This window comes from Enterobacter sp. BNK-14 (genome assembly GCF_047456095.1).
In the GTDB taxonomy this organism is placed as follows: domain Bacteria; phylum Pseudomonadota; class Gammaproteobacteria; order Enterobacterales; family Enterobacteriaceae; genus Enterobacter; species Enterobacter kobei.
The window spans coordinates 2,916,102-2,942,136 of record NZ_CP179897.1; the positions used below are offsets into that span (position 1 = coordinate 2,916,102).

Annotated in this window: 25 protein-coding genes and 1 pseudogene; 8 read left to right on the top strand and 18 right to left on the bottom strand. The window is 54.0% G+C overall.

Annotated features, from left to right (window positions below):
• Positions 1–61 precede the first annotated feature (61 nt).
• Positions 62–871, top strand: a complete 810-nt coding sequence (mutM, locus tag ACMGGM_RS13930) for a bifunctional DNA-formamidopyrimidine glycosylase/DNA-(apurinic or apyrimidinic site) lyase (protein ID WP_014881985.1) — start codon at positions 62–64, stop codon at positions 869–871.
• Between the two features lie 2 nt (positions 872–873).
• On the opposite strand, the gene coaD is transcribed toward mutM, so the two are convergent.
• From coaD to rfaQ, 7 genes are all read right to left on the bottom strand, one after another.
• Entirely contained in the window at positions 874–1,353 is a 480-nt protein-coding gene (gene coaD, locus ACMGGM_RS13935; protein WP_014881986.1) for a pantetheine-phosphate adenylyltransferase, read from the bottom strand.
• Between the two features lie 3 nt (positions 1,354–1,356).
• Positions 1,357–2,127, bottom strand: coding sequence for a glycosyltransferase family 2 protein (locus ACMGGM_RS13940; RefSeq protein ID WP_014881987.1), 771 nt, complete (start codon positions 2,125–2,127; stop codon positions 1,357–1,359).
• Positions 2,127–3,401, bottom strand: a complete 1,275-nt coding sequence (gene waaA, locus ACMGGM_RS13945; protein ID WP_014881988.1) for a lipid IV(A) 3-deoxy-D-manno-octulosonic acid transferase — start codon at positions 3,399–3,401, stop codon at positions 2,127–2,129. The genes ACMGGM_RS13940 and waaA overlap by 1 nt, the downstream gene beginning before the upstream one ends.
• A 65-nt stretch (positions 3,402–3,466) precedes the next feature.
• A complete protein-coding gene (locus ACMGGM_RS13950) occupies positions 3,467–4,456 on the bottom strand; it encodes a glycosyltransferase (RefSeq protein WP_058690588.1) in 990 nt (329 codons plus the stop codon).
• 11 nt (positions 4,457–4,467) lie between these two features.
• Entirely contained in the window at positions 4,468–5,568 is a 1,101-nt protein-coding gene (locus tag ACMGGM_RS13955; RefSeq protein WP_023331722.1) for a glycosyltransferase, read from the bottom strand.
• Positions 5,569–5,570: 2 nt separating this feature from the next.
• Positions 5,571–6,698 (bottom strand): glycosyltransferase family 4 protein, encoded by a 1,128-nt coding sequence (locus ACMGGM_RS13960; RefSeq protein ID WP_047344998.1) that lies wholly within the window; start codon positions 6,696–6,698, stop codon positions 5,571–5,573.
• Complete coding sequence (gene rfaQ, locus ACMGGM_RS13965) at positions 6,695–7,765, bottom strand: putative lipopolysaccharide heptosyltransferase III (RefSeq protein WP_072253175.1); 1,071 nt, start codon at positions 7,763–7,765, stop codon at positions 6,695–6,697. Before rfaQ ends, ACMGGM_RS13960 begins: the two co-directional genes overlap by 4 nt.
• Positions 7,766–7,915: 150 nt before the next feature.
• Here rfaQ and ACMGGM_RS13970 point away from each other — a divergent pair, with 150 nt between their 5' ends.
• Positions 7,916–8,872 (top strand): polysaccharide deacetylase family protein, encoded by a 957-nt coding sequence (locus ACMGGM_RS13970; protein ID WP_059372040.1) that lies wholly within the window; start codon positions 7,916–7,918, stop codon positions 8,870–8,872.
• Between the two features lie 24 nt (positions 8,873–8,896).
• Here the strand turns inward: ACMGGM_RS13970 and ACMGGM_RS13975 are convergent, their stop codons facing one another.
• The 6 genes and pseudogenes from ACMGGM_RS13975 to rfaD all read right to left on the bottom strand — a co-directional run bounded on the left by ACMGGM_RS13975 (position 8,897) and on the right by rfaD (position 15,093).
• Positions 8,897–10,111 carry an O-antigen ligase family protein gene (locus ACMGGM_RS13975; RefSeq protein ID WP_014881994.1) on the bottom strand — a complete coding sequence of 405 codons (1,215 nt, stop codon included), beginning with the start codon at positions 10,109–10,111 and terminating at the stop codon, positions 8,897–8,899.
• Positions 10,099–11,006, bottom strand: a pseudogene (locus ACMGGM_RS13980) (glycosyltransferase family 2 protein). The gene ACMGGM_RS13975 and the pseudogene ACMGGM_RS13980 overlap by 13 nt, the downstream one beginning before the upstream one ends.
• Before the next feature lie 5 nt (positions 11,007–11,011).
• Positions 11,012–12,121, bottom strand: coding sequence for a glycosyltransferase family 9 protein (locus ACMGGM_RS13985; protein WP_014881996.1), 1,110 nt, complete (start codon positions 12,119–12,121; stop codon positions 11,012–11,014).
• A gap of 3 nt (positions 12,122–12,124) precedes the next feature.
• Complete coding sequence (gene rfaC, locus ACMGGM_RS13990) at positions 12,125–13,108, bottom strand: lipopolysaccharide heptosyltransferase RfaC (protein ID WP_063944020.1); 984 nt, start codon at positions 13,106–13,108, stop codon at positions 12,125–12,127.
• A 3-nt stretch (positions 13,109–13,111) separates the two neighbouring features.
• Positions 13,112–14,158, bottom strand: a complete 1,047-nt coding sequence (rfaF, locus tag ACMGGM_RS13995; protein WP_014881998.1) for an ADP-heptose--LPS heptosyltransferase RfaF — start codon at positions 14,156–14,158, stop codon at positions 13,112–13,114.
• A 2-nt stretch (positions 14,159–14,160) separates the two neighbouring features.
• Entirely contained in the window at positions 14,161–15,093 is a 933-nt protein-coding gene (rfaD, locus tag ACMGGM_RS14000; protein ID WP_014881999.1) for an ADP-glyceromanno-heptose 6-epimerase, read from the bottom strand.
• Positions 15,094–15,308: 215 nt separating this feature from the next.
• On the opposite strand from rfaD, the gene kbl reads away from it, so the two are divergent.
• Together kbl and tdh are read left to right on the top strand one after the other, a co-directional pair.
• Positions 15,309–16,505, top strand: a complete 1,197-nt coding sequence (gene kbl / locus ACMGGM_RS14005; protein WP_014882000.1) for a glycine C-acetyltransferase — start codon at positions 15,309–15,311, stop codon at positions 16,503–16,505.
• 9 nt (positions 16,506–16,514) lie between these two features.
• Positions 16,515–17,543, top strand: a complete 1,029-nt coding sequence (gene tdh, locus ACMGGM_RS14010) for an L-threonine 3-dehydrogenase (protein WP_014882001.1) — start codon at positions 16,515–16,517, stop codon at positions 17,541–17,543.
• 27 nt (positions 17,544–17,570) lie between these two features.
• Here tdh and ACMGGM_RS14015 read toward each other — a convergent pair whose 3' ends face one another.
• From ACMGGM_RS14015 to gpmM, 5 genes are read right to left on the bottom strand one after another with little or no spacing between them, the layout of a single operon-like run.
• Positions 17,571–18,485 carry a hypothetical protein gene (locus ACMGGM_RS14015; RefSeq protein ID WP_014882002.1) on the bottom strand — a complete coding sequence of 305 codons (915 nt, stop codon included), beginning with the start codon at positions 18,483–18,485 and terminating at the stop codon, positions 17,571–17,573.
• A 15-nt stretch (positions 18,486–18,500) separates the two neighbouring features.
• Complete coding sequence (locus ACMGGM_RS14020) at positions 18,501–19,706, bottom strand: glycosyltransferase (RefSeq protein WP_014882003.1); 1,206 nt, start codon at positions 19,704–19,706, stop codon at positions 18,501–18,503.
• Between the two features lie 20 nt (positions 19,707–19,726).
• Complete coding sequence (locus ACMGGM_RS14025) at positions 19,727–20,677, bottom strand: divergent polysaccharide deacetylase family protein (RefSeq protein ID WP_041163031.1); 951 nt, start codon at positions 20,675–20,677, stop codon at positions 19,727–19,729.
• A 3-nt stretch (positions 20,678–20,680) separates the two neighbouring features.
• Positions 20,681–21,940: a murein hydrolase activator EnvC gene (gene envC / locus ACMGGM_RS14030; RefSeq protein WP_232952420.1), complete on the bottom strand. Its 1,260-nt coding sequence runs from the start codon at positions 21,938–21,940 to the stop codon at positions 20,681–20,683.
• Positions 21,941–21,973: 33 nt separating this feature from the next.
• Entirely contained in the window at positions 21,974–23,518 is a 1,545-nt protein-coding gene (gene gpmM, locus ACMGGM_RS14035; protein ID WP_014882006.1) for a 2,3-bisphosphoglycerate-independent phosphoglycerate mutase, read from the bottom strand.
• A 245-nt stretch (positions 23,519–23,763) separates the two neighbouring features.
• Here gpmM and ACMGGM_RS14040 point away from each other — a divergent pair, with 245 nt between their 5' ends.
• The 4 genes from ACMGGM_RS14040 to gpsA are packed head-to-tail and all read left to right on the top strand — an operon-like array spanning position 23,764 to position 25,977.
• On the top strand, positions 23,764–24,195 hold the full coding sequence (locus ACMGGM_RS14040; RefSeq protein WP_014882007.1) for a rhodanese-like domain-containing protein: 432 nt from the start codon (positions 23,764–23,766) through the stop codon (positions 24,193–24,195).
• Positions 24,196–24,206: 11 nt separating this feature from the next.
• Entirely contained in the window at positions 24,207–24,458 is a 252-nt protein-coding gene (gene grxC, locus ACMGGM_RS14045) for a glutaredoxin 3 (protein WP_014882008.1), read from the top strand.
• A gap of 32 nt (positions 24,459–24,490) precedes the next feature.
• A complete protein-coding gene (gene secB, locus ACMGGM_RS14050; RefSeq protein ID WP_008502716.1) occupies positions 24,491–24,958 on the top strand; it encodes a protein-export chaperone SecB in 468 nt (155 codons plus the stop codon).
• Positions 24,958–25,977 carry an NAD(P)H-dependent glycerol-3-phosphate dehydrogenase gene (gene gpsA / locus ACMGGM_RS14055; protein ID WP_014882009.1) on the top strand — a complete coding sequence of 340 codons (1,020 nt, stop codon included), beginning with the start codon at positions 24,958–24,960 and terminating at the stop codon, positions 25,975–25,977. Before secB ends, gpsA begins: the two co-directional genes overlap by 1 nt.
• Positions 25,978–26,035: the final 58 nt, after the last annotated feature.

The following is a 26,035-nucleotide window of genomic DNA, read 5'->3' on the forward strand; positions in this document are numbered from 1 at the left end:
TTGTATTGAAAAACCCCGCAACTGCGGGGTTTTTTGCATTCTGCATCTCAACGGAGGAACCATGCCTGAATTACCTGAGGTAGAGACCAGCCGCCGCGGCATTGAGCCCCATCTGGTCGGCGCGACGATTCTTCATGCTGTCGTTCGCAATGGACGTCTGCGCTGGCCGGTGTCCGATGAGATCCACGCGTTAAGCGATAAACCCGTGCTTAGCGTGCAGCGCCGCGCGAAATACCTGCTGCTGGAGCTGCCTGACGGCTGGATTATCATCCATCTGGGGATGTCCGGGAGCCTGCGCATCCTTACTGAAGAACTGCCCGCGGAAAAGCACGACCACGTCGATCTGGTGATGAGCAACGGCAAAGTGCTGCGTTACACCGACCCACGGCGCTTTGGCGCGTGGCTGTGGACTAAAGAGCTGGACGGGCACAATGTGCTGGCGCATCTGGGCCCGGAGCCGCTCTCAGACGCGTTTAATGCGGAATACCTGAAAGCGAAGTGCGCGAAGAAGAAGAGCCCGATTAAGCCCTGGCTGATGGATAACAAGCTGGTGGTCGGCGTGGGGAATATCTATGCCAGCGAATCGCTGTTTGCCGCCGGGATCCATCCCGATCGGCTGGCCTCTTCACTGTCGGCTCAGGAGTGCGAGCTGCTGGTCAGAGTGATTAAAGCGGTATTGCTGCGCTCGATTGAGCAGGGCGGAACCACGCTGAAGGATTTCCTGCAAAGCGACGGCAAGCCGGGCTATTTTGCTCAGGAGCTGCAGGTGTATGGCCGTAAAGGCGAGCCATGCAGAGTCTGCGGAACGCCAGTTATTGCCACGAAGCACGCACAGCGCGCCACGTTCTACTGCCGTCAGTGTCAGAAATAGCGCTACTTTAGCTTTTCTAGCAACGCCTGGTGGACGTTTACCGGCAGGAAGTGGGTAACGTCCCCATGATGGCGAGCCACCTCTTTTACCAGCGTGGACGAGATAAAGGACCACTCTTTGGACGGCATCAGGAATACGCTTTCCAGTTCCGGCATCAGGTGGCGGTTCATGTGCGCCAGCTGCATCTCATACTCGAAGTCTGCCACCGCGCGTAACCCGCGAATCAGGATGTTTGCCTGCTGGGCACGGGCGAAGTTTGCCATCAGGTCGCTGAAGCCCACTACCTCTACATTCGGCAGGTGTGCAATCGCATCGCGGGCAAGCGCAACACGCTCGTCGAGGTCAAACATGGGTTTCTTGCTGGGACTGGCGGCAATCGCCAGAATCACCGTGTCGAACATGCACGCCGCACGGGTGATGATATCAAGATGACCGTTGGTGATCGGATCGAAGGTACCCGGATAAATCGCTTTTGTGCTCATGGCTCACGTTTTCTCTGAGTAGCCGCGGCAGAGCGCCCACAGCTCGGTGTATTTGTTGAAAGTATACTGGGCATTCACCACCGCCAGTAACCAGCCCTGCTTACCGTCCAGCACCCCGCCACGCAGCAGCAACGTTTTCAGAAACGCGCCCAGCGTGTGGGTGAAGATGCCGGTCAGCGTGGCCTTCTTGCCGCGCTGGTGGCGTTCCTGCGCCCACGCGGTGGCATAGCTGAGCTGTTTACGCTGGAAGCTGGCGAAATCGCGGCAGGTCAGGTGTAGCAAATCGCCCGTCAGGGGGATCTGCCGGGCGCTGTCGCAGACCAGTGACTCGTGGACCAGGTTGTCGTTGTACTGATAGCGCTCGCGCTCATAGAGGCGCATTACGCGGTCTGGATACCAGCCGCTGTGGCGCATAAAACGGCCCAGGAAATAGTTACGACGGGCAATGCTGTAGACCGCTTCGGGCTGCGGCGCGGCAAGCACGGTCTGAATGGCTTGCTGGAGTTCCGGGGTGACACGCTCGTCGGTGTCGATCATCAACACGTAATCACCGGTAGCATACTTTTGCGCGCGCTGGCGCTGGATGCCATAGCCTTGCCAGTCCGTATTGATAAAGACCTTTGCACCCGCTGCGCGGGCAACGTCCACCGTGTTGTCCGTGCTGCCGGAGTCAAGGACGACGATTTCGTCAGCCCAGGCGATCGAAGCCAGGCAGTCCGGAAGCAGGTCGGCGGCGTTTTTGGCGATCATCACGACCGACAGACGCGTTGACATTAGTGGCTCCGCTGAGGCAGATAAGGTTGCAGAAGCTGCAGAAGACGGGTGAGTGCGCCCTGGTTCTGATGCAGCACTTCGACGGCATGGCGACCGTACCACAGACGATAATCTTCGTCCGTCAGAAGGGTCGACACCTCTTTGACGACGGAGTCCGCGTCGGTCACGGTAATTAAACCATCGGCCTGCTGCAATTTGGCGCAGATATCTTTGAAGTTAAACGTGTGCGGACCCATCAGCACCGGAATGGCGTGCGCAGCTGGCTCGAGCGGGTTATGGCCGCCGCGTTCCACCAGGCTGCCGCCGACAAAGGCGAGGTCGGCAATGCCGTACAGCAACATCAGCTCGCCCATGGTATCGCCAATCACCACCTGGGTGCTGCCGGAAGGGATCTCACCGCTGCTGCGCAAGGTGAAGCTGAAGCCGCCTTTCTGCACCATTTCACGGGCATCTTTAAAACGCTCCGGATGGCGGGGAACGAGGATCAGCAGTAAATCAGGGAATTTTTCCAGCAGCTTGCGGTGCGCCTGCAGGATGATCTCTTCTTCGCCATCATGGGTACTGGTTGCAATCCAGACCTGACGACGCGGGGCCCACTGGCGACGCAGCGTGATCGCGCGGGCGGCGAGTTCAGGGGTAACAGAAATATCAAATTTCAGGCTGCCCGTTACCGCAAGCTGGTTGCGTTTCAGGCCCAGCGCGATAAAGCGTGCGGCATCTTCTTCATTCTGCGCGGCAATCAGGGTGATTTTGCTCAGGAGACGGCGCATAAATTTACCCAGCTTGCCGTAGCCTTTCGCCGAGCGCTCTGACAGGCGCGCGTTGGCAATCACCAGTGGAATTTTACGGGCATGCAGGGCGGAAATCATGTTCGGCCACAGTTCAGTTTCCATCACGATCACCAGTTTCGGGCGAACGGTATTCAGGAAACGATTCATGGCGCAGGGCAGATCGTAAGGGAGGTAGACGTGATGAACGTCTTTGCCAAAGGCGGATAACGCGCGCTCTGAGCCGGTCGGGGTCATCGTCGTGACGGTGATGGGCAGCGACGGGTAGCGGTGACGCAGGGCGCGAACCAGCGGGATCGCTGCCAGCGTTTCACCAACAGAAACGGAATGCAGCAGAATACCGTCCGGGGCGACTTTATTGCGGCAAAAGCCATAGCGCTCAGCCCAGCGTTTACGGTACGCAGGCGCTTTACGGCTACGAAGCAACAGTCTCAGCCACACCAGTGGCTGAATGATGTAGAGCAGGGCGGTATACAACAATTCCAAGCGATTATCCGTTTTTTAGTTTCGGCCGGGAAATTCTAAGCATTTAAGCGTGCTAAAGCTATCTCTTATGCCAGATACCGTTTTAAACGGAAGTAGCGTCGACCCAGACGCCAGCGCAAACGCGGACTTTTAGCACTTTTCCAGATAAGCTTCCAGATCCCGGTATCAAAGAACTCTTTGATAATCATGGTCTTCTTCGCCTCATCCTTCATGTTGTCGAAGGTATGAATGATCCCCAGCCCCTCTTTGGCGATTTGCCAGTGGCAAGCCGGGATATTTTTCACTTTATCCGGGTAACGCTGGTTAATGGCGTCAAGCATCTGCAGGATTTTCATGTAATGACGGGCGGAGCGAATCAGCGTGTCGTCATTATCCGGAGTATGCGATACCGAAGCAGAGTGAATGTAGTAGTCATAAAAGCGTTCGCTGGTGTACTGAACGCGTTCCGCGGCAAGCAGCACTTCGGTCGTCCACGGAATATCCTGATGGCGAAGGCCGGGTTCAAAATGGAAACTGTGTTTACGAATAAAGTCGTGGCGATAGATGTTTAACCAGGTGACGTGCAGGAACTTTCGTGAATCCAGCGCCTTCTTTAACCACGCCGGGCCAGTCATGACATCCGTCGAGGCGAGTTTATCTTCAGGGAAAATAGGGCGAGAGGGTTTCTTGTTGTTTTCCCAGACGTAGTTCCCATTGCAGGTCGCGACATCCAAATCCTGCGTGACGGCCATATCCAGAAGACGATGGTACATGCCCGGCTTGAAGACATCATCAATATCCGGGAAAGAGAGATACTGACCCGTTGCTACGGCCAGGCCGGTATTACGCGCGATGGATACGCCCTGATTTTGCTGTTCAATCACCTGCAACTGCGGCAGTTTTTCACGCCAGCTTTCGACGATCTGCATCGAACGGTCAGTAGAGCCGTCATTGACAATAATGACTTCCATGCTGTCGATGCGTTGATTCACAAGGCAGGTAAAGAACTGATCCAGAAAAGCTTCACCGTTATATACGGCAACCACCACGCTTAATAATGGCGCTGAATTTTGCATAAGAAACCTGATTATTTTTGATTGTCTACCAAAGCAATATATTGCCGGCAAATGGCATTGATGCCGAACGACGCAATGGTTGCACCGCCAACGACCGGCGGGGAGGTATAAATATCGACCAGCGTTTTTGCCAGTGATTCGTCGTTTAACTCTGACAGCCCGCGCGCCAGGTCTCCCGTGAGGATTTCAGCGGGGCCTCCTGGACAATTTGTACTGACCGGCGGGGTCTGGCAGATAATGGATTCGACCAGCACATTACCAAAACCTTCGCAGTCAGAACTTAACACTAAGAGCCGCGCCCCTTTTATCCAGGGGTAGGGGTTGGCGTCGAATGGGCGGAAAACCGTTTTGTTTTCAATACCCAAATCTCTGGCAAGCTGCTGTAATTTTTGGATTTTGGCGTCGGATCCATTGCCCATCATGACCAGTGTAGTGTCAAGTTGACTCAGTGCGAACGCACGTAAAAGCCGATCGTGACGTTTGTGCTCATGGAAGCGGCCAACATGAATGATGTAATCCTTCCCTTGCATTTCAAAGGGGGCATCAGCCAGACGCTGAATTTCAGGGATATCAAACGGGTTATGGATTACCGCTTTGCGTCGAAGAGTGAGCGCCAGCGTTTCTGAAAGATCTTTCAACACGGCGCCTGAAACAGCGACAACATTACGATTTTCGTAGGTATGACGAATTTTAAGATGCTTAAACCAGCGAGAAAGCCCGCGGCGATGGCGCAAATAGGAGAACGAGAACATGCCATGCACGCAAAACCAGACTTTATCGCGTTCCAGCGCACGGCAGTGTGCAACAATGCGGTCGGTTTTGTGCAAATGAGAGAACACAACGTCAAATTTTCCGCTGCGTTCAGCCCGCTCAATAGCCCGATCCAGCAGATGGGCGCGGCGTGGGATCTCCGTCAGCTTTCGCCACGGTTTTTTGCAGGTATCCTGAACAACCTGATAATCAATGCCTTCCGGGATGGCGTAATCGCACACTTTCCGCAGGGAGAAGAGAGAGACCTGATGTCCCATTTCTATCAATCCACTGGAAAGTGTAAGAACCGTTTTTTCAGCTCCCCCACCGGGTAAACCATCAATAATCATTAGGATGCGCATTTTTAATCCAGTAATTTTTGATAAAGCGAAATAAGCTGACTTGACAGTTTTTCGGGGGTGGCGTCTTTCACACGTTCCCGTGCCGCGCGTCCCATATTGTTATTTTTTTCCAGAGAAGGAATGGCGGATATCGCTTCCTTCAATGTCTTGATATCAAGGGCGTCGCAATAAAATCCGTTCTGGCCTTGCTGAATAAATTCAGCGCCTCCGCAACTCTCTGAAGTAATGACGGGTAAACCGCAGGCCATTGCTTCAAGAATGACGTTAGGAAAGGGATCATACAGCGTTGGCAACAGTAAACCATCGGATAGCTGATAAAAAGGAAGCGTTTCTTTTTGCATCCCCAGGAAACGGATTTGCCCTTCGCAGCCGAGTGAACGGGCAAGATCGCGATAACGACTTTCTGCTTTATCCTGTCCAACCACAATCAGCCATGCCGCTGTTCCAGCGATAGCCCGTATGGCGCTGGCGAGGCCTTTTCGTTCGAACCCGGAGCCGACAAAACAGAACACTACGGCATCGGCTGGCAAACCAAATTGCTGACGCAACGCGGCACGTTGTGCCTCCTGAGCCGGAACGAAGCGGCTGGAATCAATAGAATTATAAATTACATGTATTTTTTTTGCGTCAATATCAAAATCTTCGACAATTTCGCGTTTGATCATCTCCGCATTACAGATAACCGCTTTGAGTTCCGGTGCCTGGTACATCTCTCGTTCGGCATGCATCACATAGCGGTGATAGCGATCGACCATCAGCATCTTTGCACGCCAGGCGGGTAGAATGCGTGCACGCTGCAGTAGCCAGCGGCGGTGGACGCCATCGCCTGCACGGTAGATGTCACAGCCCGGGATTCGCTCGTGGCTTTGCACAATATCAAACTGTTGTTGTTGCCACAGTTCACGTGCGGCATGAGCAAAACCACGCTCGCGGCTGATGCGGCCCCACTTACGCGGATCGCAAATGTGGATATGCCAGTCGTCCTGCTTTTCTCCCTGCCATTCACGGGTGATGACATTCAGCTCAAGATTTTGGTTGCTTAACGCGGTGAGCGCGCGGGAGACGAACCGTTCCGCTCCGCCATCAGGACGATATTTTTGGCGCACAATCGCCAGACGATGGTGTTTCATGACAGATATCTCTTTGCAGCAGAGACGACAGCATCCACAGGAATGGCGTCGAGATAGCGCGCTTGGGTGTTGGTATCAATGGCGTCCGGATCGGGGAGCGGGCCGAAGTCGCCAGCCCAGATAACGTCGCCGTTGACCTGCCATGGAGACCAAAACGTCAGTTTGGAAGGGCCAAAGAGTGCCACGCAGGGCGTCTGCAGCGCGGCGGCCATATGCATCGGAACGGAATCAACCCCAATGAACAGGCAGGCATGATCGATAAGCGCTGCAAGCTGGCGCAGCGTTAATTGACCGGCCAGCGAGACGACGCCGGTCTTCGGTGACGCGGCGAGAATGCGATCGATCATCGCCATCTCTTTTTTATCCGGCCCGGCCGTGAGTACGACGGTATGCCCATCTTGCTGCAGTGCGGTAATAGTTTGCGCCATTTTGTCTTCATCCCAGCATTTGAAGAACCAGCGGGATGTTGGCTGAATCACGATATAGTTATCACCCACACCCTTTTTCTCCAGCTGTTGACGGGCGAAGTGCCAGTCATCTGCGCTGTAGGCCATGGTGACGGCGGGCTGCGCCGCGACCTGTAATGGAGACAGAATGGAGAGGTTTTGCTCGACGGTGTGCAGAGACTGGTGATTTGCAACGGAGACTAAATCGCTGTGACAAAAACGCCAGAATGCATTGTTGCGTTTGTTAAAGGCAAATCCGAGACGAACCGGCGCGCCGGTGAAGCGGGTGACAATAGCGCTACGCCACTGATCGGCAAGGTTAATCACCAGATGATAATGTTGTTTCCTTAACGCACACAGCAACTGCCACTCTTTCTGTAGATGCTTGAGTGTGCCCAGGTGCTTCCATTTACGATCGATTCCATAAATGGTGCCAATTGCCGGATGCGCGGCGAGCATGTCGCGCGTTTCTTCATACAACAGCACATCAATTTGCGCGTGTGGCCAGTGTTGACGTAATGAATCAATGACGGGGGTGGTCAATAACATATCGCCATGATGGCGGAGTTTGATCAGTAAAATGCGCAAATCAGGCGTGTCAGGTAAGTTATTCATCATCATCTTATCGGCGTTGTACTGTTGGCAATTCTAATAGACCTGATAGCGACTTGCACTCTTTCTCCATAATCTCAGGAATTTCCCAGCAAGGGTTTACTGATGGTTTGGAGAGTGCGTAACATAGCGCTAACTTCCCTGTCTTGCGGACTCATTATGAAAAAACCCGCGTTTATCATCACGATTGATACTGAGGGCGATAATCTCTGGCAGAACCACCGCGTCATTAAAACGGAAAACGCGCGCTATCTGGCCCGGTTCCAGACGCTGTGTGAACGTTTCGGCTTTAAGCCCGTGTGGCTGACAAACTATGAGATGGCGATCGAGCCCGTTTTCATCGACTTCGCCAGGGACGTGATCGCTCGCGGCCAGGGGGAGGTGGGCATGCACCTCCACGCATGGAATAGCCCGCCTGAGCACGATCTCACGGGTGATGACTGGCGCTGGCAGCCTTATTTGATTGAATTTTCAGACGAGGTGATGCGCGAGAAAGTGCTGTTCATGACCCGCCTGCTGGAAGAGACGTTCCAGACCAAAATGTTAAGCCACCGCGCCGGGCGCTGGGCGTTTGATAGCCGTTATGCCAGGTTACTGATTGAGCTGGGGTATCAGGTTGATTGCTCGGTGACGCCGCGGGTGAACTGGCGCAATGCGAAGGGGGCTCCGCAAGGCCATGGTGGGACGGATTACCAACATTTTCCGGACCATGCCTACTTTATTGACGTTAACGATATTTCCCGGGCGGGCACGAGCCCTTTACTCGAAGTGCCAATGAGCATTCAGTATAAACATCCTGCCTGGCTGAACACGATCAAACAGGGTTACGATCGTCTTCGTGGTAAATACCGCTCACCTTCTGTGAACTGGTTACGTCCGACAGGTGGTAATGCGTCGCAGATGATTGAGGTTGCGCAGCAATGCCTTTCTCAGGGAAATGATTACGTCGAGTTTATGCTCCATTCGTCGGAATTTATGCCCGGGGGCAGTCCTACGTTTAAGGACGAGGCGGCGATCGAGGGGTTATACCAGGATCTGGAAGCGCTGTTTAGCTGGTTATCCGACAAGACGGTGGGGATGACGCTGGCGGAGTTTTATCAACACAAGAAAAAATAATGCCCGCATGGCGGGCATTATCACTTACTGGCGTTGTCTGGTTTGTGAAAAGAGTGTACTCAGCGCAAACACGGTGACAAAGAAGATGAGCGCCTCTGAGCTCAACAAAATGACGTCCGTCAGACCATAGAGCAATAAAAGAAGCATGGTCGTCAGCAGCAGACCATTTTTATTTTTAAGTGCGTACACGATCATCGAGATATAGAAAAAGAATAATATTACCAGCCCAGGGATCCCCTGAAGAGAGTATTTTTCAATGAACTCGTTGTGCAGATGAATCCGGGTAAATTCAAGCGCTGCCGCGAGATGTGGATGTCCATTTTTCACATATTGCTGTGACCAGACTTCGCGGTCTTCGACTGACTGCCCCATGGGGTGGGCAAGTCCGTTTTGAGCACCAATAATCCACATAGAAAAACGAGCACCGAGTGAGGTGGCGTCATATCCTTTTTGATAACGTTCTATTTCAGATTGTGTTTGTTGTATCTTAGGCAGAATTAACGGCTTGTAACTCACAACCACTATACCTGCCACAATACATAAGAAAATCAGCGTTGATTTCAGATGGATTCTTCTGAAGTGGTAGAGTGTGAGTACAATCGCCAGGAGCAAATATAATCCCATTGCGGCGCGCGTAGCCGTCAAAAGGATGACGAAATAAGAGATCAAGATGGTGAGCCCTGCGGCCACATACAGCTTTCTGTTTTTCTGAAGATAAAGGCTGTATACAAACGCCAGTGACAGTACGGAGTAAACATAGGCCGACACGGTTGGACGATTGATGGCCATCTCAACACGTTCCATACCCTGTGACGCTTGCCATAAGCCATAACCAGTAGCAAGGACAAATCCTGCACCAGAGGCATACAAGAAATATTTCAGGAAGGCTGTTTTATCAATATAAGATTTGAACCGGTCAAGATAGAAAACGAGAATACTCGCCAAAATCAATTTCTTGCTGGCGCCAAGGTAATCGCTATAAGCGTTCAAGCCTTCGTTATGATATTCATAGGCCATATACCAGATAAGATTGAGCAACCCAATCAGCAAAATGGGTAGCGCAATCGAAAAGGGACGAAGGGTGATTTTTTTATATTCGCACGCCAGGCCGATAATGCTGGCATAAACCGCAATATAGAAGAATTCACGCTGTTTCCCTGAGCTCAGTAACGCCAGCGCAAGCGAAATGAGGCTCAAAATAAGCGTCAGTTGATAGAGCCGCAGTTTTACTTTTTCCATAATGCCTCAATAACCCTTTTTTTGTAGCTGAAACGAACATCGCTGGAGAAGAAAAAAGAGAACGAATAAAGTGCTTTTACTCGTTGCATAACCAGTTTGAGTTGCGCGTCGGTCAGATATTGTCGATGGTTACTGTAAATATCAAACCAGTGGCAATTAATGAGATGCCTGAATGATTGCGGGAATAACTTTTCCATCTGTAATGTGCATTCTACAAGCGTAGCGATTTTACTGGCGTCAAGACGGCTCGATAAACTATCGTTACGTTTGATGTAATAATAGTGCCCCTTCCGCTGGAAGACTATTTTACTCGATTGCATCAGCATGCCGGGAAACACGGCGAAATCTTCATAACAGACCATTGAAGGGATCGGGTTGCTTTCGTACAGCTTCCGATGAACGAATTGCCCGATGAGGTGCGCCTGAAAGTCTTTATGCTGCAGGAAACGCGTTATTGCCTGGTGTTGTGATAAAGCAACGGAAGAGAACCCTGCCAGTCAGCGGTGATTTTATGCGTATCGCGTATTTCCAGCAGGCGCGTCAGGAGCATATCAGGCCGCTGTGCTTGCAGAAATGCCACGGCGTCCCGGATGCTGCCCGGTTTCAATCGGTCATCGCTATCCAGCATGGTAATGTACTCACCTGACGCCAGAGAGAGTGCGCTGTTTCGAACATGACCGACGTTACGGTACTCAACGTATCGGGATTGCGCATTCGGAAGCTTTGGCAACCACGTCTCAATAATATCCTGTGTGGAATCATTGGAACTGTCATTAAAGATAATGATTTCTACATCATCGCCCGCATTATCAATCGCGTTTTGCAGGCTTTGTAGCGTTGCGTCAAGCGTGTCCTGGGCGTTATGTGCGGCAATAATGATGCTTAGAAAAGCCATAACAATTAGTTTCCCTGGGCATCAACGGTATATGCGGCCGCGTTAGCCGTTGGTAACGCGCAAATGAAATGTCTAATGTTGTCCAGCGATTCATCTGTTACAGAGAAGAGTTCTTCCCGGCTTTGTGAGAAGTAATAGCGAGTCTCAAAAACATACGAGCAAATATTGTCATCATTCCCAACCAACAGTACATTGCCAAGCGGACGCTGTTCATAGTGGCAACAGGGTCCAAACAGTAAGATTACCGGCACGTCCACCGCGTCGGCAACGTAGACATTTCCTGAGTCGGACGCGATATAACAATCCATTTTTGAAATGGCCCACGGGAGTTCTTCAAGCGAAATTTTGCCAATCAAATTGATGAAGTTGGGCAATTCGCCATACGCGCGGGTGATATCATCCATCCACGATTGTTCGTTCGGGGCGCCAAACACATAAAACTCGCAGGGCAGGTCGGCGAGATGATCGGCAATCCGCTTCCAGATGCCCGGCGGGACGGTTTTCGCTTTATTTCCTGCGGCAATACTGATGCCAATGCGGATCACGCCGGGTTTATCAAGGATTGCCGGATATGTCGCGGGTTTAAAAAGTGGTCTGGTGGCGTGCTTTGGTGAGTCTTTCCAGGTCAGCGTGCGGTCGGCAAGCTTGAGATAGTTCGTCACCGACAATGTCTTTTTGCCGTGTTCAACGGTACCGTCTGCCGTTGCATAGAAAATTCCGTGATACCACCTGCGTGTGTATGTGCTTAAGAACTGTTTGTTTTTGGCGTTACAAACGGAGGCAAAAAAAAGATTTACGCTGTTAGGCTGCAGAAGATACACATTGTCATAGCGGTTCATGATCCGGCAGGCAAAGCAGAGCTTTCGCCACAGGTTACGCTTATGCTGTTCGATGAAAAAAATCTCGTCGACCGTCTCATCATGCTTCGCCAGTGCACCTACGCTGCGACTAATAAGTACGTCGCTTTTTTGCAGGTATGCCAGAAGGGGCGTTGCATTAACAAAATCGCCGATTTTTGCTGTCTGAATAACCAGGTTTTTACCTGTGTCTTTGCGAAACAGCTTTCGGATGAGTTTCACCGGAAAGAGTAAAATCAGCAGAAATACATAACTCATGGGTTAAATATCCCTGTCAGAAAGCCGATGGCTGCCCTGTAAAAGTGAAAAAATAGCATCTGCGCTAATATCCTTCGTGTGTTGCGTTGGGCTGACCATCTGGTGCTGGTTTTTACCGTAGCCCCCAATCAGACCCGGATCGGTCGGGCCGAATATCGTAATATTCGGGCGATCCAGCGCTGCGGTTAAATGGCTTAATCCTGTATCCACGGAAACGACGGCATTCGCCCCCGCCAGTTCTGCGGCCACCTGCGCCAGCGTGAGTCTGGGCAATACCTCAACGTGCGAAAAACCGGAGGCCAGACGTTCTGCACGCTGTCGCTCATGTTCAGCGCCCCAGGGCAGTTTAATATGGATCCCGGTAGGTTGCATTAGTTCAATCAGTCTTCGCCAGTGCGTTTCCGGCCAGTGTTTATCGTCGCGCGTTGTGGCATGGAGGAAGACAAGATAAGGCTGAGTACAGGGGCCTGTATTGCGCAAAAAGTGCTGCGCAATGGCGTAGTCGCCCTGGGATTCCGGTTTTACATAGCCAAGACTCTTGGCAAACAGTTCACGGGTACGCTCCACAGCGTGCTGTGGTTTTGCAATACGGTGGCGACGGTTATAGAACAGACTCGCCAGCGGCTCGCGGGCGGAGTGCCAGTCCATGCCGTGCTTTACGCCGTGTGCCAGACGCGTCACCAGCGCGGCGCTTTTCACCAGCCCCTGCGCGTCGATGATCGCGTCGTAACGCTGCGCCTGAACCGCTTCGCGGAAGGCGGTGCGCTCGGCTTTAATCGGTGTGGAGAACCATGCTTTGCGCCAGCGGCGAATGGCCACCAGGATCACGCGGTCTACTGCTTCATGCCAGGTAGGGATCTGCGCGAAGCCTTCTTCCACCACCCAGTCAAAACGGATGCCCGGAATGGCCTGCATCGCGTCCGTCAGCGCAGGCAGCGTATGCAGAACATCACCCATAGAGGAGGTTTTAACGATCAATACCCGCATCCGTTACCCTTCTTCGCTCAACAGCAGTTCGTTGAGTTCTTCGAGAACACGCTGCGGCGTGATGTCGATCAGGCTCTGGTGATAGCCTTCTGCGGCATCGCCTTTGCGCACCTTGTGGTAGCCGGTAATCAGGCGAATGACGCGCGCTTTATGCGACAGCGGCGGCGTGAAGTCCGGGCTGCTTGGACCATACAGCGCGACCAGCGGGCGGTCCAGCGCGGCAGCGACGTGCATCAGGCCGGAATCATTGGTCACCACGGCTTTACAGGCGGCGATCAGAATAACAGCTTGTTCGAGCTGCGTTTCCCCGGCCAGGTTTCGGCACCAGGCCTGCTGCTCTGTGCTGAGCGTGGCGAGAATTTCATTGCCTGCTTCGTGGTCTTTTGCCGAGCCAAACAGCACAATCTGATAGCCTTCGTCGATCAGCTGTTTTGCCAGCTCCGCATAGTGATAGTGCGGCCAGCGTTTTGCCGGACCGAACTCCGCACCAGGGCAGAAGCCAATCATCGGGCGTTCAGACGAAAGACCAAACGCGTTGCAGGTCTGGGATTTCTCGCCGTCATTAACCTGAAGCTGCGGCCAGAGCAGCGGCTGCGGCAGATCTTTCGCACTGCGCATCACGCCTTTGTCGTAGGCCAGCGCCACGTAGCGCTCCACCATTAGCGGCCAGGCCTCTTTGTCCAGCACCCGCGCGTCGTTCAGCAGGCCGTAGCGCATTTCACCGCGCCAGCCGGTACGGTGCGGAATACCCGCAAAGAAGGGCACTAAGGCAGATTTGAAAGAGTTCGGCAGGACATACGCGCGATCGTAGCGCTTCTCGCGCAGGCTATGGCCGAGCTTGCGGCGTTCGCCGATTTCCAGCGCACCGTGGCCGAGCGGCATCGGGATCGCCTCGTTCACTTCCGGCATACGCGATAACAGCGGACGGCACCACGCGGGTGCCATCACGTCGATTATCGCCTGGGGATAGCGCGCCTTGAGCGTGCGATAGAGACTTTGCGACATCATCATGTCGCCCACCCATGACGGGCCGATCACCAGAATTCTCATACTTACGCGTCGCGGTTCAGCCAGGCCATATATTCCGTTACGCCTTCGGCAACGGTCTTGAACGGCTTGTCGTAGCCAGCTTTACGCAGGTTAGTCAGGTCTGCCTGGGTGAACGCCTGGTAGCGGCCTTTCAGCTTATCCGGGAACGGAATGTACTCAATGCTGCCTTTTTTGTGGTACGCCAGCGTCGCGTCTGCCACTGCCTGGAAGGATTCCGCGCGGCCAGTCCCCAGGTTGAAGATGCCGGACACACCGTTTTCCCAGAACCACAGGTTGACTGCAGCCACATCGCCCACGTAGACGAAGTCGCGCTTAAAGCCGTCGCTGCCTTCGAACAGTTTCGGGCTTTCGCCATTATTCAGCTGGGTATTCAGGTGGAATGCCACGCTCGCCATGCTGCCTTTGTGCCCTTCGCGCGGCCCGTAGACGTTGAAGTAACGGAAGCCGACAATCTGGGAGTTCGCTTCTGGTAGAATCTGACGCACGTATTCGTCGAACAGGAATTTGGAGTAGCCGTAGACGTTCAGCGGTTGCTCGTATTCGCGGGATTCGATGAAGTCTGAGGTACGCCCGCCGTAGGTGGCAGCAGAAGAGGCGTACAGGAACGGAATTTCACGCTCCAGGCAGTAGTGGAGGATCTCTTTGGAGTACTGATAGTTGTTGTCCATCATGTACTTACCGTCCCACTCGGTGGTGGATGAGCACGCACCTTCGTGGAAAATGGCTTCAATCTCGCCAAACTCTTCACCTGCCATAATCTGGATAAGGAAGTCTTCTTTATCCATGTAATCAGCGATGTTCAGATCCACCAGGTTAACGAACTTGGTGCCATCTTTCAGGTTGTCCACCACCAGGATGTCGGTGATGCCTTTGTCATTGAGAGCCTTAACAATATTGCTGCCGATAAAGCCTGCGCCGCCGGTAACGATGATCATAACGGTAACCTTTGAAGTGTGGAGTCCGGGGACAATCCCGAACGCTAATGTTTCTATCATATCATCACAATGCCCTGTCTTCAGCCATTCACCGATATGCGGTAGGGGTACACGTGATTTATGCTGCAAAAACGACAAGAGATACTGCGTCATCTCGTCATGAACTATAGGTTTGGGTAATATGTCCCGAAATTTGCCGAGTCTGGAGAATTGCAATGCGTGGTGATTTTTACAAACAGTTAAACAGCGACCTCGACACCGCACGTGCGGAAGGGTTGTTCAAGGAAGAGCGTATTATCACGTCTGCTCAGCAGGCGGACATCACCGTTGCCGACGGCAGCCACGTGATCAACTTTTGTGCGAACAACTACTTAGGTCTTGCGAATCACCCTGAGCTGATTGCCGCAGCGAAAAACGGCATGGATACCCACGGTTTCGGTATGGCCTCCGTACGCTTTATTTGCGGTACCCAGGATAGCCACAAGCAGCTTGAGCAAAAGCTGGCGAGCTTCCTTGGAATGGAAGACGCGATTCTCTACTCCTCCTGCTTCGACGCCAACGGCGGTCTGTTTGAGACCCTGCTTGGCGCAGAAGATGCGATTATCTCCGACGCCCTGAACCACGCCTCCATCATCGACGGCGTACGCCTGTGTAAAGCGAAGCGTTTCCGCTACGCCAACAACGACATGGTTGAACTGGAAGCGCGCCTGAAAGAGGCCCGTGAAGCGGGTGCTCGCCACGTGCTGATCGCCACCGACGGCGTGTTCTCCATGGACGGTGTGATCGCTAACTTGAAAGGTGTCTGTGACCTGGCGGATAAATACGACGCGCTGGTCATGGTCGATGACTCTCACGCGGTCGGTTTTGTCGGCGAAAATGGCCGCGGTTCCCACGAATACTGTGATGTGATGGGCCGCGTGGATATCATCACCGGTACGCTGGGCAAAGCGCTCGGCGGCGCGTCCGGTGGTTATACCGCTGCGCGTAAAGAGGTGGTTGAATGGCTGCGTCAGCGCTCCCGCCCGTATCTGTTCTCCAACTCCCTGGCGCCGGCCATTGTTGCCGCCTCCATCAAGGTACTGGAGATGGTGGAGTCCGGCGCGGGGCTGCGCGATCGCCTGTGGTCGAACGCCCGTCTGTTCCGTGAAAAAATGAGCGCCGCAGGTTTCACCCTGGCCGGTGCCGATCACGCCATCATCCCGGTGATGCTGGGTGATGCGGTCGTGGCGCAGCAATTTGCTCGTGAACTGCAGAAAGAAGGGATTTATGTCACCGGGTTCTTCTTCCCGGTGGTACCAAAAGGCCAGGCGCGTATCCGCACCCAGATGTCTGCGGCGCATTCGCCTGAACAAATTGAACGTGCGGTGGAAGCCTTTACCCGCATCGGCAAACAGCTGGGCGTAATTGCCTGAGGACGTGTGATGAAAGCGTTATCCAAACTGAAAGCGGAAGAAGGGATTTGGATGACCGACGTGCCGGAGCCGGAAGTCGGTCATAACGATCTGCTGATCAAAATTCGTAAAACCGCCATCTGCGGTACTGACGTTCACATCTACAACTGGGATCAGTGGTCACAGAAAACCATTCCGGTCCCGATGGTTGTCGGTCACGAATATGTGGGTGAAGTGGTTGGCATTGGTCAGGAAGTCAAAGGCTTCCAGATTGGCGACCGCGTCTCCGGTGAAGGCCATATCACCTGCGGCCACTGCCGCAACTGCCGCGGCGGGCGTACGCACCTGTGCCGTAATACCATTGGCGTGGGCGTAAACCGCCCGGGCTGCTTCGCGGAATACCTGGTGATCCCGGCGTTTAACGCGTTCAAAATCCCGGACAATATCTCTGACGATCTGGCCTCCATCTTTGACCCGTTCGGTAACGCGGTACACACGGCACTCTCCTTCGACCTGGTGGGTGAGGATGTGCTGGTGTCTGGCGCGGGCCCCATTGGCATTATGGCGGCAGCCGTGGCGAAGCATGTGGGCGCGCGTAACGTGGTGATCACCGACGTGAACGAATACCGTCTGTCGCTGGCGCGTAAAATGGGCGTCACCCGCGCGGTGGATGTTTCCAAAGAGAGTCTGACCGACGTGATGGAAGAGCTGGGCATGACCGAAGGCTTTGACGTAGGTCTGGAGATGTCCGGTGCGCCACCGGCGTTCCGCACCATGCTCGACACCATGAATCACGGTGGCCGTATCGCGATGTTGGGTATTCCGCCGTCAGATATGTCTATCGACTGGAACAAGGTCATCTTCAAGGGGCTGTTCATCAAAGGCATTTATGGCCGTGAGATGTTCGAAACCTGGTACAAGATGGCGGCATTAATTCAGTCTGGTCTGGATCTGTCCCCGATTATTACTCACCGCTTCTCAGTTGATGAGTTCCAGAAAGGCTTTGACGCGATGCGTTCAGGCCAGTCTGGGAAAGTGATCCTGAGCTGGGATAAGTAATCAAAAAGGGGCCAGCGGCCCCTTTTTTTACTGATTTTTTTTCTCTTCGTCCGTCAGGTAACGCACCTTGCGGGTATAGTCCTGACCTTTGAACAACAGTTTGTTTTCAGGTGATTCAAGATACTTTTGCCATTCTGAGAGCGGAAAACCACCGTGCGCACCAATCACCTCTTTCGGCACAACGGCTTCCTGTCCGCCAATCTTCTTGGACACCGGCCAGTTCATCCAGTCGCCCAGGTTAACCGTTTTTAAATCCAGCATGTCCAGTAGCGCGGCGAGCGGCAGCTGATCCGTCGGCGGTTGCGTGTCTTCCATCAGTTCCCAGGTATCCTGGAACAGCGTGAGCCACAGCGGGCAGATACGGCGCCAGGTCTTTTTAGTGGCTGCAAGAAACGCACCGTTAACATGATCAACCAGATACGGGCGCACCGTCTCTTTATAATACGCCGGGACTTTCTCTGCTGGCGCGCCGTCCAGCTTGGCAATCATTTTGCCCTGGCGGAAGCTGGAGTAGATGTGCATCTCGGCCATGTTGATTTCTGGCATCTTCAGGAGGTTGAGATCGGAATCGATCATCAATACGCCTTCACCGCGCGCCTGCAGCGGGGCGTTAAGCTTCACCAGGCGGCTAAGGTAGATCTGCTTGTAGCGATAACCTTCTTCACGTTTTGGCAGGTCGAGGGTCACTATGCGGGTTTTCGGCGGCAGATTGCCAAACGCGGATTCTGGTTGATCGCTGACAATCACAATCTCGCTGACGTCGGTGGCATATCGCTCTGCAAAGGTCGCGGACAATAACGCCTCTTCGACGAAATCCGCACCGGTGCAAGGGATCACGATAGAGTCAACCGCCACGAGATCGCGCGTGACCGGAAGGGAAGCGTAGGGAATGTTATGTCGCCCGGTGATGTGGCGGTAGCGAGCATTCAGGAATTTAAACATGTTCTTCTCGTTTGGTTATTGCGCGCCAAGAACGGCCTCGACACCGTTAACATAGCTTTCAATGGCATACACGTTGCAGACATTCTGATGCGCAGCGGCGGCGAGCCGGGTGCGCAGATCGGGATCCTGCCAGATATTATCCAGGTGTTGAGCAAGTTGCGACACATCGCTCCACGGGAAAAGCAGCCCGGTCGATGCATGATCGATCAATTCTGCCGTGCCGGTCACCTTTGAGCCAATGACGGGGATATTCAGCAGCATCGCTTCCAGCACGACGCGGGGCAAGCCTTCGCTCTGCGAGGCCAGAATAAACGCGTCAAAGGTCGCGAGGTAGTCAAAAGGCGTGTTCTGGAAACCGGTGAAAATCACATGCTCAGCAATACCCAGCGCATCAGCTTGTGCCGCCAACGCACCGCGTTCAGCCCCCTCACCGACCAGCACCATCTTCCACCTCGCCTCGGGATGTTTCTGGTTGAACTGTGCCAGCGCTTCCAGCGTGTGGTGGTTGGCTTTGCGAGGGATTAATGAGCCAATGCTGCCGAACACGAACGTGTCGTCATCAATGTTCAGGCGATTACGCATCGCGCGTCGGTCGGGTAAAGGCTGATGGATGTCGATGGCATTGTTGACCGTCGTACACAGCTCGGGTCGGACCCCATGCTGAACTAACACGCGTTCTACGCCATGTGAGACGGCGATGATTTTTGTGGCATGGGTATTCACCAGCTTCACCAGCGGCAGGGTCAAAACAGGTTCAATTCGACAGTGCTGGATTATCCGCGCATGCACGTTTGCACCTGCCAGATAACCCTCTTCGTTAGAGCCCGGCTGGTTGTTCATATAAAGCGTATCGAAACCGCCATCCCTGAAAATCGTCTCGATTTTGCTAACGTTGGGTCGAATACGCCAGAGCGTATCAACATGACGTGTAAATGCCTTCCGGGCGCTGCGGGAGAAAAACAGCAGGCTACGTCCCAATTCTTTGGCAATCTTCGCCCATGCGGGCTGCTTATGTTGAGGGATGACAATTAAGGGAATGCCAATACTGTTCAGCACCTGGCCGATGGTTTGCCCTTCGGCCCGGCTGTAGTCACTGTAAAAACAACAGGTAATATCGAACTTTTCGCGGTTAATACGCTTCAGAAGTTCGAGCATACTGTTGGTGCCTCCTCCCCATTCTTTACCGGTATCGAGGAGCAGAATTTTGTGTCGCTGCGGCATTTTTCTACCTTAATCGCCTGTCACTGAGAATGGCTCACTGATACTTTCTTACCCCATCCCTGCCACTGGTGCTGGAAGTATTGCACCAGCGTACTCTGGCTCACGCTTTCGCTGATGACCGCGAAGAAGCGGGTTGCATGCACCGGTTCAGGCGGTTGTTTCAGCTTGCAATTCTTCACGCCACGGAACGGGTTACGCGGCTGCGTTGCGGGTGGTTGTGCGCTACCCGGGCGAGACGTATCGACCTGCGGCTCATTGAGCAGATCGCTCGGACGTACCAGTGTGATATCTGGAGGCAAGGTCGGCAACATCTGTTGTAAAACGCGCACCGTAGAAGGATGCGGGTGGCCGATGGCAATGGCTGAACCATTACGTCGGGCGAGCTGTACGGCGCGATTGAACTGCACGCGAATGTCGGCCTCGTTCTGAGTATCATCCAGGAACACCTTGCGCTTGATCACCTTCACTCCCGTTCCCTGAGCGGCACGCATCGCCTGGCTGTTGCCGATGGTCATGCTGTCGAGGAAGTAGAGGTTGTAGCGTTCCAGCGCCTGCATCACTTTTAGCATGCCATACAGGCTGGAGGTCATCGCGCTACCCATATGGTTGTTCAGGCCAACGGCATACGGCACGTTGTTGTAAGCGTCACGGATGATGCGCTCGATCTCATCGCTGCTCATATCCGGACGAAGCGTATCTTTTTCCAGCGGCTGTTTACTGAGCGGTGCCATCGGCAGATGGATGAGGACCTGATGTCCGCTGTTGTGGGCTTTGGTCGCCATCTCACGGGCGTGAGGCGCATTCGGAAGGACGGCGACAGAGATGGCTGGCGGCATCGCCAGCACCTGATTTTCATAGTGCGGACGATAACCGAAGTCATCAATCACAATCGCGAGTTTACCTGCGTATACCGGTGCAGCCAGCGCCAGCGCGCTGACGACGGAGAGAACCATTCGACGAAATTGAAGCAAAACTTATCTTCCCAACCACGGCTGTGGATTGACCGCCTGACCCTGACGACGAATTTCGAAATAGAGTGACGGGCGGCCCTGACCGCCACTGCTGCCCACAAGGGCGATGGGTTGGCCTGCGCGCACCTGTGTGCCAACGCTGACCAGTGCGCTCTGATTGTAGCCGTAAAGACTCATGTCGCCTTTACCGTGCTCAACCACTACCACAAGACCGTAACCCTGCAGCCAGTCGGCCAGAATCACTCGTCCATCGGCAATGGCTTTTACTTCACTACCTTCAGACGCACCGATAACGATCCCTTTCCAACGTAGCTCACCCTGCAGCTGTTCGCCATAACGATGCAGAAGCGTACCGCGAACGGGCCAGTAGGCCTGACCGCGTGGGGAACCCAGACCGCCGGTACGCGACATCAGGGAACGTTCGCTTTCGCTTGGTTTGTAGGTGGTACCTTTGCGGGAGGCTTCCTGCTGCTTGTCGCGGACAGCCTGTGCCTCGCGGGCCTCTTTTTCGGCACGCGCTTTCGCCGCGGCTTCGGCACGGGCGATACTGTTACGCAGTTTTGATTCGTTGGCACGCATTTCACTCAGCTGGCTCTGACCTTGCTGAATGGAGGACTCAAGACCGGAAAGGGTTTTCTTGCGCTCGTTACGGGCCTGCTCAAGTTTCGCCTGCTGCGCTTTTTGTTCGTAGAGCAACGTCTGCTGCTGACTCTGCTTCTCTTCAAGCTCAGCTTTTTGGGTGGAGACCTCTTCACGCGTCTGTTTCAACTGCGCAATGGTCTCCTGACGCGCCTGGTTCAGATAACCGAAGTAGGCCTGCAGACGCTGACCGCGCTGGCTCTCTTCACCGCTGAGGATCAACTGAAGACCGGTGTGTTCACCCTGTCGGAAAGCGGCATCAAGCTGTGCGGCAAGGTTGCGCTCCTGTGCATCACGCTGGCGCTCCAGTTTGGCAATCGACGCGTTCATCTCGTCGATCTGTTTATTCAACTGAGCGAGGGTATCTTGCGTTTCACGGAGCTTACGGGCTGCGGCCGAAATAGCTTCTTCCTGCTGCTTAAGCTGGGCGAGCAGGGCGGAGCGTTGCTGTTGTTGCTGGCGTACCGCACGCTCTTTAGCGGCGATATCCGCCTGAATGGATTTCAACTGGTCGCGTTCGTCCGCGTGGGCGGATGCGGCGCACAGCAATACGCCAGCGCTGAGTGCGCTGGCGCAAAGCAGGGGTCTGACTGATAACCTAAGCGGCTTCACGACCCATGTGATTGAAAAAATCGCCTTTCCCCTCATGGGGAGGGATTATTCCACGATGAACAGCGGCTTACCAGTCATCTCTTCAGGGATCGGCATACCCATCAGCGACAACATGGTTGGCGCGATGTCAGAAAGCTTGCCGCCTTCCACTGCTTTCAGTGATTTATCACCGACATAAATCAGCGGAACAGGCAGGTTGGTGTGAGCGGTATGCGCCTGGCCCGTTGCCGGGTCGCGCATCTGTTCCGCGTTACCGTGGTCAGCGGTGATCAGCAACTGACCGCCTACGGACTCAACCGCTTTTGCAACCTGCTCAACGCAGTGATCCAGTGCTTCAACCGCTTTCACGGCGGCTTCCATCACGCCGGTATGACCGACCATGTCGCCATTCGGGTAGTTACAGATGATGGTGTCGTACTTGCGGCTCTTGATGGCCGCGACCAGTTTTTCAGTCAGCTCAGCAGAGCTCATCTCTGGCTGCAGATCGTAAGTCGCGACTTTCGGTGAGTTGATCAGAATGCGCTCTTCACCTTTGAACGGCTCTTCCACGCCGCCGTTAAAGAAGAAGGTCACGTGCGCATATTTTTCGGTTTCGGAAATACGCAGCTGCGTTTTGTCATTCTTCGCCATCCACTCGCCGAAGGTATTAGCCAGCGAGGCTGGTGGATACGCGCATGGGGCTTTGATGTCTGCCGCGTATTCGGTCAGCTGGATGAAGTCGAGGTTTACCACTTTCTTACGGGCAAAACCGTCGAAGTCGCTGTTGACGAAAGCACGGGTGATTTCACGCGCGCGGTCAGCGCGGAAGTTCATGAAGATCAGCGCATCGCCATCTTCCATGGCGGCATCGGGCTGGCCTTCAGCACGAATCACGGTCGCTTTCACGAATTCATCGTTTTCATCACGTGCGTATGCGGCTTCCAGGGCTTCAACGGCCGTCGTGAACTGGAACTCACCTTTTGCCAGGGTCATCAGGTCATAGGCCTGTTCAACGCGATCCCAGCGGTTGTCGCGGTCCATGGCGTAGTAACGACCAATGATGGAGGCGACGCGGCCTTTGCCCAGTGCGGCAAATTTCTCTTCGAAGGCTTGCAGAGAGCCTTTTGCGCTGCGTGGTGGCGTATCGCGACCATCCAGGAAGGCGTGCAGATAGATTTTTTCTGCACCGCGCTCGGCGGCCAGTTCAACCATCGCCATGATGTGATCTTCGTGGCTGTGTACACCGCCCGCGGAGAGCAAGCCCATGATGTGAACGGCTTTACCTGCCGCAACGGCTTTATCTACCGCGCCGCAAAGAACCGGGTTCGCGAAGAAGGTGCGTTCTTTGATTTCGACATCCAGACGGGTCAGGTCCTGATAGACGATACGGCCCGCGCCCAGGTTAACGTGACCGACTTCGGAGTTGCCCATCTGGCGGTCAGGCAGACCGACTTCCAGACCGGATGCGTCGATCAGGGTATGGGGACGTTTCGCCCACAGCGCATCCATCACCGGGGTTTTTGCGCTGAAAATAGCGTTATCCTGGCTGTCTTCACGGTAGCCATAGCCATCCAGAATCACCAGTACCATAGGTTTTTTAGAAACCGACATTGCAACAACCTCATGCTCAAGAGTCAAAATTTGCGTAATTTTACTACAGCTGAATCGATCAAATAGCCGCAGAAGATCAAAGAAAGCGCAGGGGCAAGGCGCTGACCGGACCATTTTGAGGCATTTTTTAGGTGGCATGCCGCAGAAAATGGATTAGGTTAGGGTCGCTGGCTGTATTTGCCAGAACGCACAGGTATACTCCTGTCCTGGTTTTTTTATCACTTAGTCGGGAGTAGTTACCCTCCATGCAAGAAATTATGCAATTCGTTAGCCGCCATCCGGTTCTGAGCATCGCGTGGATTGGCCTGCTGGCTGCTGTGCTGTTCACCACATTTAAGAGCCTGACGTCTAAGATTAAGGTTATCACCCGTGGTGAAGCGACGCGTCTGATCAACAAAGAAGATGCCGTCGTTGTCGATCTGCGTCAGCGTGACGATTTCCGTAAAGGTCACATTGCAGGCGCAATCAACCTGTTGCCAGCTGAAATCAAAGCGAACAACGTGGGTGAGCTTGAAAAACACAAAGCCCAGCCAATTATCGTTGTTGATGCAACCGGCATGCAGGCGCAAGAATCTGCCAGCGCGCTTTATAAAGCGGGCTTCGAAAATGTAACGGTACTGAAAGAAGGGATCTCCGGCTGGAGCGGGGAAAATCTTCCTTTGGTTCGCGGTAAATAAGGAGTTCAGTCATGGCCAATATTGAGATCTACACCAAAGCGACGTGCCCGTTCTGCCACCGTGCGAAAGCGCTGCTGAACAGCAAAGGCGTCACGTTCAAGGAACTGCCGATCGACGGTGACGCGGTTAAACGTGAAGAGATGATCCAACGTAGTGGTCGTACGACGGTTCCGCAGATTTTTATTGATGCGCAGCACATTGGCGGCTGTGATGACTTGTATGCGCTCGACGCCCGTGGTGGACTCGATCCGCTGCTGAGCTAAGAGACTTTAGGACAATTAAAAAGGGTTTTTCCATGTCAGAACAAAGCAATAATGAAATGATTTTCCAGATCCAGCGCATCTACACGAAAGATGTCTCTTTTGAAGCGCCAAATGCGCCGCACGTTTTCCAGAAAGACTGGCAGCCAGAGGTTAAACTTGATCTGGATACCGCATCTACCCAACTGGCAGATGACGTGTATGAAGTTGTACTGCGTGTGACCGTGACCGCCTCTCTGGGCGAAGAAACCGCGTTCCTGTGTGAAGTACAGCAGGGCGGCATCTTCTCCATCGGCGGCATCGAAGGCAACCAGATGGCGCATTGCCTGGGTGCATACTGCCCGAACATCCTGTTCCCGTATGCGCGCGAATGCATCACCAGCCTGGTTTCTCGCGGTACATTCCCGCAACTGAACCTTGCGCCAGTTAACTTTGATGCGCTGTTCATGAACTATCTGCAGCAGCAAGCTGGCGAAGGTGCTGAACAACATCAGGATGCCTGATGAGCACTGTTAATGCTTCAATGACTGTGATCGGTGCCGGCTCATACGGCACCGCTCTTGCCATCACGCTGGCAAGAAATGGTCACGACGTGGTCCTGTGGGGCCACGATCCAAAACATATCGCCACGCTGCAGCACGACCGTTGCAATGTGGCGTTTCTCCCGGACGTTCCGTTCCCTGACTCCCTGCACCTGGAAAGCGATCTTGCGACCGCGCTGGCGGCCAGCCGCAACATTCTGATTGTCGTCCCGAGCCATGTGTTTGGCGAAGTGCTGCGTCAGATTAAGCCGCTGATGCGCCCGGATGCCCGTATTGTCTGGGCAACCAAAGGTCTTGAAGCGGAAACCGGACGCCTGCTGCAGGACGTTGCCCGCGAAGCGCTGGGTGATGCGATCCCGCTGGCGGTCATCTCCGGTCCGACCTTTGCCAAAGAGCTGGCTGCTGGCCTGCCGACGGCGATCTCGCTGGCATCGACTGACCAGGCTTTCGCCGACGATCTCCAGCATCTGCTGCACTGTGGCAAGAGTTTCCGCGTCTACAGCAACCCTGATTTTATCGGTGTCCAGTTGGGCGGTGCGGTGAAGAACGTGATTGCTATCGGTGCCGGGATGTCTGACGGTATTGGCTTTGGCGCCAACGCCCGTACGGCGTTGATTACCCGCGGCTTAACCGAGATGTCCCGTCTTGGCGAGGCGCTGGGCGCCGATCCGGCCACCTTTATGGGGATGGCGGGTCTGGGCGATCTGGTGCTGACCTGTACCGACAACCAGTCTCGTAACCGCCGCTTTGGCATGATGCTCGGACAGGGCAGCGATGTAAAAAGCGCGCAGGAGAAGATTGGACAGGTGGTGGAAGGCTACCGCAATACCAAAGAAGTCCGCGAATTGGCGCACCGGTTTGGTGTCGAAATGCCAATAACCGAGGAAATTTATCAGGTATTGTATTGCGGAAAAAATGCGCGCGAGGCAGCATTGACCTTATTAGGTCGTGCGCGCAAGGACGAGCGCAGCAGTAAGTAGTCGGAACCGTTGTCACCTGAATGACCCAGCCAGCGCAGAACTGGCTGGTCATTAACTT

Excerpts from the sequence above, each read along its gene's own strand:
- mutM (WP_014881985.1), top strand. The coding sequence starts at position 62 with ATGCCTGAATTACCTGAGGTAGAGACCAGCCGCCGCGGCATTGAGCCC.
- coaD (WP_014881986.1), bottom strand. The coding sequence starts at position 1,353 with ATGAGCACAAAAGCGATTTATCCGGGTACCTTCGATCCGATCACCAAC.
- ACMGGM_RS13940 (WP_014881987.1), bottom strand. The coding sequence starts at position 2,127 with ATGTCAACGCGTCTGTCGGTCGTGATGATCGCCAAAAACGCCGCCGAC.
- ACMGGM_RS13950 (WP_058690588.1), bottom strand. The coding sequence starts at position 4,456 with ATGCAAAATTCAGCGCCATTATTAAGCGTGGTGGTTGCCGTATATAAC.
- ACMGGM_RS13955 (WP_023331722.1), bottom strand. The coding sequence starts at position 5,568 with ATGCGCATCCTAATGATTATTGATGGTTTACCCGGTGGGGGAGCTGAA.
- ACMGGM_RS13960 (WP_047344998.1), bottom strand. The coding sequence starts at position 6,698 with ATGAAACACCATCGTCTGGCGATTGTGCGCCAAAAATATCGTCCTGAT.
- rfaQ (WP_072253175.1), bottom strand. The coding sequence starts at position 7,765 with ATGATGATGAATAACTTACCTGACACGCCTGATTTGCGCATTTTACTG.
- ACMGGM_RS13970 (WP_059372040.1), top strand. The coding sequence starts at position 7,916 with ATGAAAAAACCCGCGTTTATCATCACGATTGATACTGAGGGCGATAAT.
- ACMGGM_RS13975 (WP_014881994.1), bottom strand. The coding sequence starts at position 10,111 with ATGGAAAAAGTAAAACTGCGGCTCTATCAACTGACGCTTATTTTGAGC.
- ACMGGM_RS13985 (WP_014881996.1), bottom strand. The coding sequence starts at position 12,121 with ATGAGTTATGTATTTCTGCTGATTTTACTCTTTCCGGTGAAACTCATC.
- rfaC (WP_063944020.1), bottom strand. The coding sequence starts at position 13,108 with ATGCGGGTATTGATCGTTAAAACCTCCTCTATGGGTGATGTTCTGCAT.
- rfaF (WP_014881998.1), bottom strand. The coding sequence starts at position 14,158 with ATGAGAATTCTGGTGATCGGCCCGTCATGGGTGGGCGACATGATGATG.
- rfaD (WP_014881999.1), bottom strand. The coding sequence starts at position 15,093 with ATGATCATCGTTACCGGCGGCGCAGGCTTTATCGGCAGCAATATTGTT.
- kbl (WP_014882000.1), top strand. The coding sequence starts at position 15,309 with ATGCGTGGTGATTTTTACAAACAGTTAAACAGCGACCTCGACACCGCA.
- tdh (WP_014882001.1), top strand. The coding sequence starts at position 16,515 with ATGAAAGCGTTATCCAAACTGAAAGCGGAAGAAGGGATTTGGATGACC.
- ACMGGM_RS14015 (WP_014882002.1), bottom strand. The coding sequence starts at position 18,485 with ATGTTTAAATTCCTGAATGCTCGCTACCGCCACATCACCGGGCGACAT.
- ACMGGM_RS14020 (WP_014882003.1), bottom strand. The coding sequence starts at position 19,706 with ATGCCGCAGCGACACAAAATTCTGCTCCTCGATACCGGTAAAGAATGG.
- gpmM (WP_014882006.1), bottom strand. The coding sequence starts at position 23,518 with ATGTCGGTTTCTAAAAAACCTATGGTACTGGTGATTCTGGATGGCTAT.
- ACMGGM_RS14040 (WP_014882007.1), top strand. The coding sequence starts at position 23,764 with ATGCAAGAAATTATGCAATTCGTTAGCCGCCATCCGGTTCTGAGCATC.
- grxC (WP_014882008.1), top strand. The coding sequence starts at position 24,207 with ATGGCCAATATTGAGATCTACACCAAAGCGACGTGCCCGTTCTGCCAC.
- secB (WP_008502716.1), top strand. The coding sequence starts at position 24,491 with ATGTCAGAACAAAGCAATAATGAAATGATTTTCCAGATCCAGCGCATC.
- gpsA (WP_014882009.1), top strand. The coding sequence starts at position 24,958 with ATGAGCACTGTTAATGCTTCAATGACTGTGATCGGTGCCGGCTCATAC.